At 64.3% G+C, this 11,619-nt stretch carries 11 protein-coding genes; 3 read left to right on the forward strand and 8 right to left on the reverse strand.

What is annotated here, in order from left to right:
• Positions 1–33: 33 nt before the first annotated feature.
• Both DXH78_RS07135 and ccoS read left to right on the forward strand, forming a co-directional pair.
• On the forward strand, positions 34–2,319 hold the full coding sequence (locus tag DXH78_RS07135; protein WP_115516392.1) for a heavy metal translocating P-type ATPase: 2,286 nt from the start codon (positions 34–36) through the stop codon (positions 2,317–2,319).
• Positions 2,316–2,465: a cbb3-type cytochrome oxidase assembly protein CcoS gene (ccoS, locus tag DXH78_RS07140; RefSeq protein ID WP_115516393.1), complete on the forward strand. Its 150-nt coding sequence runs from the start codon at positions 2,316–2,318 to the stop codon at positions 2,463–2,465. Before DXH78_RS07135 ends, ccoS begins: the two co-directional genes overlap by 4 nt.
• Before the next feature lie 49 nt (positions 2,466–2,514).
• On the opposite strand, the gene DXH78_RS07145 is transcribed toward ccoS, so the two are convergent.
• Positions 2,515–3,012, reverse strand: coding sequence for a cupin domain-containing protein (locus DXH78_RS07145; RefSeq protein WP_115516394.1), 498 nt, complete (start codon positions 3,010–3,012; stop codon positions 2,515–2,517).
• Positions 3,013–3,058: 46 nt separating this feature from the next.
• Here DXH78_RS07145 and DXH78_RS07150 point away from each other — a divergent pair, with 46 nt between their 5' ends.
• Positions 3,059–3,538: a YaiI/YqxD family protein gene (locus DXH78_RS07150; protein WP_115517777.1), complete on the forward strand. Its 480-nt coding sequence runs from the start codon at positions 3,059–3,061 to the stop codon at positions 3,536–3,538.
• A 152-nt stretch (positions 3,539–3,690) separates the two neighbouring features.
• Here DXH78_RS07150 and DXH78_RS07155 read toward each other — a convergent pair whose 3' ends face one another.
• The 7 genes from DXH78_RS07155 to DXH78_RS07185 all read right to left on the reverse strand — a co-directional run bounded on the left by DXH78_RS07155 (position 3,691) and on the right by DXH78_RS07185 (position 11,513).
• Entirely contained in the window at positions 3,691–4,392 is a 702-nt protein-coding gene (locus tag DXH78_RS07155) for an orotate phosphoribosyltransferase (RefSeq protein WP_115516395.1), read from the reverse strand.
• 156 nt (positions 4,393–4,548) lie between these two features.
• Complete coding sequence (locus tag DXH78_RS07160) at positions 4,549–5,268, reverse strand: ABC transporter ATP-binding protein (RefSeq protein WP_115516396.1); 720 nt, start codon at positions 5,266–5,268, stop codon at positions 4,549–4,551.
• Entirely contained in the window at positions 5,261–6,067 is an 807-nt protein-coding gene (locus tag DXH78_RS07165; protein ID WP_115516397.1) for an ABC transporter ATP-binding protein, read from the reverse strand. The genes DXH78_RS07160 and DXH78_RS07165 overlap by 8 nt, the downstream gene beginning before the upstream one ends.
• Positions 6,064–7,059, reverse strand: a complete 996-nt coding sequence (locus tag DXH78_RS07170) for a branched-chain amino acid ABC transporter permease (protein WP_115516398.1) — start codon at positions 7,057–7,059, stop codon at positions 6,064–6,066. Before DXH78_RS07170 ends, DXH78_RS07165 begins: the two co-directional genes overlap by 4 nt.
• A 4-nt stretch (positions 7,060–7,063) precedes the next feature.
• Positions 7,064–7,927, reverse strand: a complete 864-nt coding sequence (locus DXH78_RS07175) for a branched-chain amino acid ABC transporter permease (protein WP_115516399.1) — start codon at positions 7,925–7,927, stop codon at positions 7,064–7,066.
• A gap of 251 nt (positions 7,928–8,178) precedes the next feature.
• Complete coding sequence (locus DXH78_RS07180) at positions 8,179–9,354, reverse strand: ABC transporter substrate-binding protein (RefSeq protein ID WP_115516400.1); 1,176 nt, start codon at positions 9,352–9,354, stop codon at positions 8,179–8,181.
• Positions 9,355–10,349: 995 nt separating this feature from the next.
• Positions 10,350–11,513 (reverse strand): cobalamin-independent methionine synthase II family protein, encoded by a 1,164-nt coding sequence (locus DXH78_RS07185; RefSeq protein ID WP_115516401.1) that lies wholly within the window; start codon positions 11,511–11,513, stop codon positions 10,350–10,352.
• Positions 11,514–11,619 lie beyond the last annotated feature (106 nt).

Genomic DNA, 11,619 nt, shown 5'->3' on the forward strand with positions numbered 1-11,619 from the left:
TAGGCCCTCGCCGCCGTACGATATGAGAGCGCAATGACCGTTACCGACACCCTCGACGTTTCGCCTTACATCAAGCCTGAAACCGACGGCACCAACGGCATGGATGTAGCCGTGGAAGGTATCACATGCGGTGCGTGCATTGCGCGCATCGAACATGCGGTGAAAAGCCTGCCCGGCGTCACCGAGGCGCGCGTCAACTACACCAACCGTCGTCTGCATGTCGCATGGTCCGATGCACTGGATGAGCCGGCGCGTATCTTCGATACCTTGCGCGCCAATGGCTATCGCGGCCATCCCTTCGTGCCGCTGCGCGCCGAGGAAGAAGAAGCCGCCGAGACGCGCCGGCTGACGCGCTGCCTCGCGGTTGCCGGCTTTGCGGCAATGAACGTGATGCTGCTCTCGGTGTCGGTGTGGTCCGGCAATGTCACCGACATCACGCCGGAGACGCGCGATTTCTTCCACTGGGCGTCGGCGCTCATTGCGTTGCCGGCCGGCGCCTATGCCGGCCAGCCGTTCTTCACCAGCGCCTGGGCTGCGCTGCGCGCCGGCACGCTCAACATGAACGTGCCGATCTCGCTCGGCGTCATCCTGGCGCTCGGCATGTCGGTGGTCGAGACCGCCAACCACGCCGAACACGCCTATTTCGATTCGGCCTTGATGCTGCTGTTCTTCCTGCTGGTGGGGCGGGCGCTGGAGCATGCCATGCGCCGCAAGACGCGCGCCACCGCCGGCAATCTCGCCGCGCTGCGCGCCGATACGGCGCACCGCTTTACAGGCGACGAACTTGTCAATGTCCTGGCGGCTGCGCTCAAGGCCGGCGATCGCATTCTGGTGAAGCCCGGCGAGCGCGTGCCCGCCGACGGCGAAGTCATCAACGGCACCTCGGAGATCGACGACAGCCTCATCACTGGCGAAACCGCGCGTCGCGCCATCAAGGCGGGCGCCAAAGTCTATGCCGGCAGCCTGAATTTCTCCGGCACGCTGACGCTGCGTGTCACCGCCGCAGGCGGCAACTCCCTGATCGACGAGATCGAGAAGCTGCTGGAGAAGGCCGCCAGCGCAAAATCGCGTACGCGGCGGCTGGCCGACGAAGCGGCGCGCATTTATGCGCCGGTGGTGCATGTCACCGCGGCGCTGACCTTCGCCGGCTGGTGGCTGGCCGGACTATCGCTGCACGATTCGATCATCATCGCCATTGCGGTGCTGATCATCACTTGTCCTTGCGCGCTCGCGCTCGCCATTCCGGCGGTGCAGGTGGTCGCCTCCGGCGCCCTGTTCAAGCGCGGTATCATCCTCAATGCCGGCGACGCCATCGAACGCCTGGCCGAGGCCGACACCATTGTATTCGACAAGACCGGCACCCTGACACTGCCCGAGCCGCGGGTGGTCAACGCCGCGGAGATCGACGCCGATCTGTTGACAGCCGCGTCGCGGCTGGCGCAATCGAGCCGGCATCCGCTGGCGATGGCGCTGGCGAAGGAGGCCGTGAGCACCGCGCCCTTCGACGGTGCGACGGAAGAGCCGGGGCAGGGCGTGCGCGCGGTGGTCGATGGCGCCGAGATGCGGCTCGGTAGTGCGGCGTTCTGTCGTGTTCCTTCGGGAGTGAGCGGAGAGGGCACGTCCCACATCTATTTCCGCCACGGCGAGCGCACCGCCAATTTCGCGATTGCGCAGAGCCTGCGGCCCGACGCGGTGGCGACCGTACAGGCGCTGCGCGATCTCGGTTTCGATCTACGTATTTTGTCCGGCGATCGCCGGGAAGCGGTGGCGCCGGTGGCCGAAACGCTGGGCATTCAGCAATGGCGTGCCGGCGTCAATCCGGCGGAGAAAATCGCCGTCATCGACACGCTCAAGAACGAGGGCCGGCGCGTGCTGATGGTGGGTGACGGGCTCAACGATGCGCCCTCGCTCGCGGCCGCGCATGTTTCGCTGTCGCCGATCTCGGCCGCCGATGTGACGCAAGCGCACGCCGATGCCGTGTTCCTCGGCGAACGGTTGGTGGGCGTGCTCGACGCGGTGACCATCTCGCGGCGCGCGCGTCGCCTGATGGTCGAGAATCTATGGCTCGCGGTGATTTACAACTTTATCGCCGTGCCGGTTGCGATTGCCGGCCTGGTGACGCCGCTGATTGCCGCTGCGGCAATGTCCGGCTCATCGCTGCTGGTAACGCTGAATGCTCTGCGCGCCAATGTTAAAGACGCGGGCGCCGATCAAAGCGCCGTTTCACCTCTCGCAAGCGAGAATCCAGCTGCCGGCGTCGCGCCGTCGCGGGGACGAACGGAGAATGTCGGGTTGCCTGCAGAAACGAGGATGACATGAACATCATCGTCTACTTGCTGCCGCTGGCGCTGGGCCTCGGTCTGCTCGGGCTGTTCGCCTTTCTCTGGGCGTTGCGCAGCGGGCAATACAACGACATGGAAGGCGCGGCCTATCGCGTTCTGTCGGATGATGATGTGGAGAAGTAGGTAAAGCTCGCCCAGCCAAGACAGAAGCGAAGGCTAGTTCAGGCGAGCATCACTTTCCCAGCATCACCGTTTCGAACTCCGCCGGCAGTACGATCTCCAACAGTTCGCAGTCGTCGGAATAGCCGAGCACGGTGTGCTTGATCTTCGGCGGCTGAATCCAGCAGGCGCCGGCCTCGAAGGTGTGAACGCCTTCGCCTTCGAACTCGGTTTTGTACCAGCCCTTGAGCACGTAGATCATCTGCAGATCGACGTCGTGGAAATGCGGCTTGGCGACATCCTCCGCCTTGAACGGCGGGATGAAGCGGATGACATGCGCCTGCACCATGCCGGAGGTGGCGAGGGCGAGGCCCAGGTCGCGATACTTGGCGTAAGTGCGCAGGCCCTGGTCGAAATCGGCTTCGTTGTGATGGCTGACGTGAAACTTTTGCGTCGGCTTCTTGACGCGCGTTTTCGCCGAGACGGCGCGGCGTGCGTTCGGCTTGGCCGGTTTGCGCGGCTGAACGGGCTTCGGCAGCTTTTTCCTTGTTTTGGAGCGCTTTTTGGCCATTGATGCCTCCCTCGGCACCGGCAATTGGATCATGACCGCTGATTTCATGGAAGACCCGTCAACGCCCCTTATCCGGATTTTCGTCGATGCGGATGCCTGCCCGGTCAAGAACGAGGTTTACCGGGTCGCCGAGCGCTACGGGCTGAAGGTCTTTATCGTCGCCAACTCGTTCATGAACGTGCCGCGCAGCGACCTGATCGAGCGCGTCATCGTGCCCGAAGGCCCGGACGTCGCCGATGGCTGGATCGCCGAACGCGCGGGCGCTCATGACATCGTCATTACCGCCGACATTCCGCTGGCGGCACGCTGCGTCAAGAACGGCGCGAGCGTGCTGTCGCCGTCGGGCAAGGTATTTGACGACGACGCCATCGGCATGGCGCTCGCGAGCCGCAACCTGATGGCCGACCTGCGCAGCGCCGGCGCGGTGACGCGCGGCCCGCCGCCTTTGTCGCGGCAGGATGTGTCGCGGTTCCTGTCGGCGCTGGATCTGGCGGTGGTGAAGGTGAAGAGGAAGGCGGGGGTGTAGCGCCTCTTTGCTTTACCCTCCCCTGAAGGGGGAGGGTCGCGAGCGATAGCGAGCGGGGGGTGAGCTTCGTAGTCGCGCTGCGCGCGATCACCCCCACCCGATTGCGCTTGCGCGCAATCGACCTCCCCCCTCCAGGGGGAGGTGAAGGAAGATCACTCCGCCGCCGCGGTGCTCACGCCGCCATGGGCCTTCGACCAGCCGGCCGGATCGTTGATGAAGTTCTCGACCTCGGCCAGCATCTTCGGCTCGAACCGATCCATCTTCTTGGCGACGCGCAGCACGTCGCGCCAGGTCGTCAGGTAATGCAGCTTGACGCCGAGATCGCCGAGGACTTTCTCGCCCTCTTTGTAGATGTTGTAGAAGAAGATCACCGTGCAGTGGTCGCAGTGGCCGTCGGCGTCGCGGATCGCCTTGACGAAATTGACCTTGCTGCGGCCGTCGGTGGCGAGGTCCTCGACCAGCAGCACGCGCTGGCCGGCTTTCAGTTCGCCCTCGATCTGCGAGCCGCGGCCGAAGCCCTTGGGCTTCTTGCGCACATATTGCATCGGCAGGTGCATGCGGTCGGCGACCCAGGCGGCAAACGGAATGCCGGCGGTCTCGCCGCCGGCCACGGCGTCGAGCTTGTCGCGGCCGATGTCGCGATCGATGGCGTTGACCATGTAACCCATGATCGCCGTACGCACGTCCGGGAAGGAGATCAGCCAGCGCGAGTCGTTATAGACCGGGCTCGCCCAGCCGGAGGTGAAGATAAAGGGCTTGTCGCCCATGAACCGCACCGCGCCGGTGTCGAGATACATGCGCGCGGTCAGTTCGGCGATGGTGTCGCGGTCGAGGAAATGGGCGTCTGTGGTCATGGGGCGGGGCTCTCTCCTGTCATGCCCGGGCTTGTCCCGGGCATCCCGCTTAGGCTGGCTCAGTGCTTAACTAAGCGGGATGGCCGGGACAAGCCCGGCCATGACAAGGAGTGTGGACGCCGCCTCGCGGGGGAGGGGAGAAGAAAGGCAGCGCGCCTAATGCTCCGCCGCGACCCGCAGGCCGACATAGCGCTCCAGGGTTTCGGTGTCCTTTTGCAGCTCGGCGGACGGCGCCCGGTGCATCACCGCGCCGCGCTCCAGCACGATGGCGTTGGCGGTCAGTTCCAGCGCCACGTCGGTATGCTGCTCGACCAGAACGATGGCGAGCTTCTGCCCGGCCAGCATCTGCTTCACGGCGCGGATCAGCTCCTCGACGATGACGGGGGCGAGGCCCTCGAACGGCTCGTCGAGCAGCAGCAGCGACGGGTTGGTCATCAGGGCGCGGGCGATGGCCAGCATTTGCTGCTCGCCGCCGGAAAGCTGGTTGCCCATGTTGCGCTTGCGCTCGGACAGGCGCGGAAACATCTGGTAGATCGTCTCGAGCGTCCAGGCGCCGCGTTGCGCTGCGACCGTGAGGTTTTCCTCGACCGACAGCGACGGGAAAATCTCGCGCTCCTGCGCCACCCAGGCGATGCCGTTATTGGCGCGCCAATGCGGCGGCTGCCGCGAAATGTCCTGACCGCGCCAGAACACGCGCCCGGCGCGCATCTGGGTAAAGCCCATGATGGTGAGCATCAGCGTCGATTTACCGACGCCGTTGCGGCCGAGCACGGCCAGCGCGCCGCTTTCGGCAATGTCGAGCGAGACGTCGTTGAGCACCACGGCGTCGCCGTAGCCCGCCGTCACATTCTGAAGCCGGAGGAGGGGCTCACCCATGTTTGCGCGTCCCCAGATAAACTTCGCGCACGCCGGGGTCGGACGAGATTTCGGCCGGCGAGCCTTGCGTGAAGATGGCGCCGCCGACCAGCACGATGATGTGGGTGGCGAAGCGGAACACGACATGCATGTCGTGCTCGATAAACAGCAGGGTCAATTCGTCCGACAGACCGGCGACGACCTCGAAGATCTCACCGGACTCCTCGTGCGGCACGCCGGCGGCCGGCTCGTCGAGCAGCAGCACCTTCGGCTTGGTCGCGAGCGCCAGCGCAATTTCCAGCAGTCGCTGGCGGCCATAAGGCAGTTCGCGCGTCGTCTGATAGCAGGCGTCGCCGAGCTTGAGTTTGGCGAGGATTTCGTAGGCCTCCTCGATCGCGTCCTTGTTGCCGGCGATGTTCTGCCAGAAACGGCCGGCAATGCCGCGGCGCTCGCAGACCGCGAGCGTCACGGCTTCGAGCGGGTTCAAGCCGGCAAACAAGGTGTTGATCTGGAAGGTGCGCGCGAGCCCGCGCTTGACGCGGTCCTGCGGCTTCATCGCCGTGACGTCCTCGCCGCCAAGGGTGATCTGACCGGCATTCGGCACCAGCATGCCGGTCATCAGATTGATGAGCGTGGTCTTGCCGGCGCCGTTCGGGCCGATCAGCGCGTAGCGGGCACCGACCGGCAGGTCGATGTCGATGTCGCGCGCCACCACCAGCGAGCCGAAGCTCTTCTGCACGCCGCGGGTGGAAAGAGCGATCGTGCCTTTGGCGATGGCGCCTTTATGGGACGGCGCGACGGTTCCCGTTTGCGCGGTCATTTGCGACTCCAACGCGAGAACAGTTTCGACAAGCCGCCGAGAATGCCGTTCGGCAACAGCATCACCACCACCACGAGAAGAATACCGATCCAGAAATACCAGTACTGCGGCGCGATGCCGGAGAACTGGTCGCGTGCGATCATGAACACCGCGGCGCCGATCAGGCCGCCATACAGGCGTCCCGCGCCGCCCAGCACCAGCATCACCAGCACGTCGGCCGAACGTTCGAAACTCAGCACTTCGAGCGATACGGTTTCGGTCGTCTGCGCGAGGATGGCGCCGGCGATCCCAGCGATGATTGCCGAAATCGTATAGACCTTGCGGATGTGGGCCCGACTGTCGGCGCCGATCGCCGGCATGCGCACGATGTTTTCGCGGATGCCGCGCAGCGCCAGCCCGAACGGCGAATTGATCAGCCGGCGCGTGAGTAGGAAGCAGACGAACAGGATGGCAAGCGCATAGCCGTAGGCCGTGTAGCCGTAGAGGTCGAACTTGAAAACGCCGAACACCGGCTTGATCGCCACGCCCTGCAGGCCGTCCGAACCGCCGGTGAGCCAGCTGGCGCTGTTGGCGGCCTCGTGCAGCAGCAGGCCGAGGCCGAGCGTGATCATGATCAGCGTCAGATGCCGGAAGCGCGACACGATGAAGCTCGACAGATAGCCCACGAGCCCGGCGACGACCGCGGCCACGAGCAGGCCGCTGAACGGCTCGCCCCAGAAAAATTTGCTGAAGATGCCGGCGGTGTAGGCCCCGAGACCGAAGAACGCGGCATGGCCGAGCGAGACGACGCCGGCATAGCCAAGGATCAAATCGAGCGACAGCGCGAACAGCGCCGTAATGGCGATCTGGCTGGCCAGCGACAGATAGGTCGGAAACAGCCAGAACGGCAGCAGCGTCGCCAGCCAGAAGGCGATCTCGATCGCCCGCCAGCGGCTCAATTGCTGCATGTAGGTTTGCGGGGTCATGGCGCGGGTCACATCAAGCGTTGTCATGCGCTCACCGTTTCCCGAACAGGCCAGCCGGCTTCCACATCAGCACCGCCACCATCACCAGATAAATGAGGAAGGCGCCGAGCTCGGGCACGTAATACTTGCCGGCGATATCGCTGATGCCGATCAGGCAGGCGGCGGCGAACGAACCGGCGATGGAGCCGAGGCCGCCGACCGAGACGATGATCAGCACATAGACGAGATAGACGAAGGCGAAATGCGGATCGAGGCCGACGATCTCGATCGCGAGCGCGCCGCCGAGGCCCGCCAGACCCGAGCCGAGCGCGAAGGTGACGGCGAAGGTGCGGTCGACATCGATGCCGAGGCCGCGCGCCATGCGCTGGTTATCGACCGCAGCCCGGACCTGCGCGCCGAAGCGCGTGTGCTCGAGCGTCATCACCAGGAGGATGGTCACGACGATGCCGACCGCGACCAGGAACAGGCGGTATATGCCGATATTCAGCCCGAGCACGTTGATCGAGCCGCGCATGTAGCCCGGCACGGAAATCGGCTGTTGCGTGGTGCCGAAGAACCAGGCGGCGACGGCGACCGAAATGAAGGCGAGGCCGATGGTCAGCAGCACCTGATCGAGGTCGGTGGCGCGATAGAGCCGGCGGTACAAGGTGCGTTCGATGACGACGCTCACCAGCGCGGTGACCAGGAAGGAGACCGGCAGCGTGGCGAAGAAATTCCAGTGGAAGTCCTTCATCAGCATGACGGTGACGTAGGCGCCGAGCATGGCGAAGGCGCAATGCGCCAGATTGACGAAGTTCATCAGGCCAAGCGTCACCGACATGCCGACCGACAGCAGGAACAGAAGCATGCCGTAGGCAATGCCGTCGAACAGGACGCCGAAAACGGGAGGGAGCATGGGTGTCGCGCTGCGCCTTTGAACTGTTTCTTCGTCTGCGGCTTTCCGGTACCGGTGCCCCTATCGCGTGGGGACCAGTGGCCCATAGCAAAACTTCTTTGCCGTTGGCACTGAAATCTGTGCTGTCGCTGCAGCGCAACGGCGTCAGGATGTGTCCGGCTTGCCCAACATGGCCCGCCGGGCCGCCCCATCCCATCGTGAAACGGGGCGGCTTAAGCCGCCCCGTTTTTCGCCTCGGCTGGGGGCCGGCTTTACTTCATGGCCGCCTTGACCGGGTCCTTGACGTTCTCGACCTTGTCGAACTCGACATTGACGAGCTTGCCGCCGACTTTCTCGACCTTGCGGATGTAGATGGTCTGAACGATGTCGCGCGTTTCAGGATCGATCATCATCGGGCCGCGCGGGGCTTCCCACTTGAGGCCCTTGGCGGCGTTGACGAGCGCCTCGCCGTCGGTCTTGCCGCCGGTCTTCTTCAGCGCTTCGTAGATGACGTGCATGCCGTCATAGCCGCCGGCGACGAAGAAGTTCGGGTTCTCGCCGTTGTTGTCCTTGCGGTACTCGGCGACAAACTTCTCGTTGAGCGCGGACTTGTGATTGTGATCGTAGGTCCAGGCGGTGATGACGCCGAGCGCGGTGTCGCCCATGTTGGCGAGCGCGGAATCGTCGGTCAGTTCGCCGGTGCCGAGGATCTTGGTCTTGCTGCTGTCGATGCCGCGTTCGGCGAAAGCCTTGCCGATGGCCGCCGGCTGCGCACCGCCGGGGATGAAGACGAAGATCGATTCCGGACCGAGATCCTTGGCGCGCTGGACATAAGCCGAGAAGTCCGGATTGGCGACCGCCATGCGCACGGAGCCGACCGTTTCGCCGCCGGCCGCCTTGAGTGCCGCCTGGAAGCTGGTTTCGGCGTCATGGCCGGGACCGTAGTCCGAGACCATGGTGTAGGACTTCTTGACGCCGTTCTTGGCGGCCCAGGTGCCCATTGTCGCCGACACCTGCGGCAGCGTGTGCGAGGTGCGCACCGAGTAGTTCGACTTGGTGGTGATGATCGATGTCGCCGCGTTCATGATCACCATGAACTTCTTGGCTTCGGCCGACACGTCGGACGCCGCCATGGCGTTCGGCGTCAGCAGGAAGCCGGCGAGGATGTCGACATTGTCGCGCACGATCAGTTCTTGCGCCAGTCGCTTGGCGACCGGCGGCTGCGGGCCGGCCACGTCCTTGCGAATGATCTCGATCTTCTTGCCGGCGACGGTGTCGCCATTCATCTTCATATAGAGCTTGATGCCGGCATCCATCTGCTTGGCGCCGTCGGCGAACTGGCCGGAATAGGGCAGGATCACGCCGATCTTGACGGTGTCCTGGGCATGAGCCGGCGCCATCAGCGCCACGGCGATCGTGGCCGCGCTGGCATAGAGCATGGTCTTCATCGGTATCTCCTCCAATTCGATGCTTGTTCGGAATCGCCGTTCGACGGAAAGGCGCATCGTTTCACGGACGATCATGCCTGACGGTCCGCGTGATGGAAAGACGGGCGCATCGCTCCTCGCTTGGAGGAATCGAACATCGGCATGCAAAAATCGAACGATGCGCGATTTGCCGCAGCCGCCGTGCCGCGAAGGACCTCAAGGCCCCAGTCCCGTCATGCCGGGGCGCGCGTGCAACGCGCGAACCCGGAATCCAGATGCCGCAGCACCTCATCGGCCTCATCCTGAGGAGCCCGAGCGCAGCGAGGGCGTCTCGAAGGATTGAGGCCGCCCCATGGTTCGAGACGGGCCTTCGGCCCTCCTCACCATGAGGGCGGAATTTAATCAAAATGACGCTTGACTGTATTTAAGCCTAGGCCTATATTCCCCTGCATCCCGCCCCTTCGACGAGGGGTGTCTGATCAGCGTCTCCAGATGCTGGGGCGGGGAGCGGTGGCCGGGTTCGGGGCGTCGGAGATGCGGCGCAAATTCCCCGCCCGGCGGTCCAAGCCGCTCGCTCCCGGCGCGCCTTGCCGCGCGCCACTGGGGCGGAACTGCGCGTGCCAAGGGAGCAGAAGTCTTCGGCGGCGGGGCGATCGACACCAGGTCGCGCCCAAACCGGAGGCGAGGAAGCCACCCCGCCCGCGCAGGGAAGTCCCGCAGCGGTGGATAGCAATGGTCCGTCCACCGGGGGTCGAGCGGAGCAAGCCACAAAACACCGCGTGCGGAACGCCGGAGGTCCGGCAATTCCGTGGTGACGATGCTCGCGTGAATCTAACTCACACATCACGCGAGGCTGCGGGGCTGTTCGGGCCCGGCGTTCCGCGCGCCCTCGTTATCGAAGGGCGATGGAATGAAGGTTTGGGACTGCGGCCTGCCCGGGGCCGACCAAACAATGCGGGCGATGACGCATGTCTGCTTCTTATCCCTCCCCGTCTTCGGGGAGGGATAAGGAAGCCTCACGCTACCTTCTTGCCCCACAGCCGCGTCGAAGCGAGGTCGGCGCCCTCGCGCAGCGCCTGGAGCTTTAGCCACACTGCCGGCTCGATCACCCATTCGCGGTTGGTGAAGGTGCCGAAGCCGCAATCGGTCGAGGCGACGACACGTTCGCGGTCGCCCACCGCCGCCACCGCGTCCTCGATGCGGCGCGCGACGACCTCGGAATGCTCGACGAAATTCGACGTCGTCTCGATCACGCCCGGCAGCAGGATCATGTGCTTGGGCAGCGGCGCCTTCTTGAACGCGGCATATTCGTGGGCATGACGCGGATTGGCGAACTCGATGGTCAGCGCGCCGACCTTGGCCTGATACAGCGCCGGCAGAATCTTCTCGAGCGGGATGTCGTAGATATGCGGACCTTCCCAGTTGCCGTAGCAGACATGCAGCCGCACGCGGTCGGCCGGAATACCGTCGATGCCGGCATTGATGGCGGCGACATGCGCCTCGACGCGCTTGATGAAGGCGGCGTCGTCGAGATCGCGATAGAGCATGGTGCGGTCCATGGCGAGATCGGGCGCGTCGATCTGCAGCACAAGCCCGGCTTTGTGAATCGCCATGTATTCATGCCGCATCTCGCGGGCCAGCGCGGCGAGATAGGCGTCGTGCGTGTCGTAATGCGCGTTCAGCATGGTCGAGGAAATGATGCCGGGCGACGGCGCCGTCATGAAGGTCTCGGCGAACTTGCCGGATGCAATGCGGTTGAAGCGCGCCAGCTCGTCATTAATCGGCTTGACGTCGAGATACTTTAATTCGCCTTGGCACTCCGGCGCGTTCTGCTGCTTCGAGGTGTGCGGAAAGCGCCGCACCAGGCTCGCCACCAGTTCGGGAAAAGCCTCGAATTCCTTGCCGCGCCGCCGGTTCGACACGCCGGCAAAACCGCTCATGCGCTGCGGCACATAGGTCTGGAAGCCGACGCGCTGCTGTTCCCCATCATTGCCGATATCGATGCCGGCCTTGGCCTGCTTGTCGACGACATGGGCGACGGCCTTGTCCAATTCGGATGCCATTTCGGTCGCGTCGAAAGGCTGGCCCTGTTCCTGGCGCACCAGAAGGTCGGAAAGCTTGTCGTTACGCGGCAGCGAGCCGACATGGGTGGTCAGAATACGGTCGCGGCTGAGGATCATTGCGGCTTCACTCCCAAGGTTACGTTTTTTGGGCGCGTTTTTGCTTTGGAAATATGCTGCGCTAGGCAGCCCGCGCCGGTCTATTGCATAATACCCGAATACTTCG

Source organism: Undibacter mobilis (assembly GCF_003367195.1).
Lineage (GTDB): Bacteria > Pseudomonadota > Alphaproteobacteria > Rhizobiales > Xanthobacteraceae > Pseudolabrys > Pseudolabrys mobilis.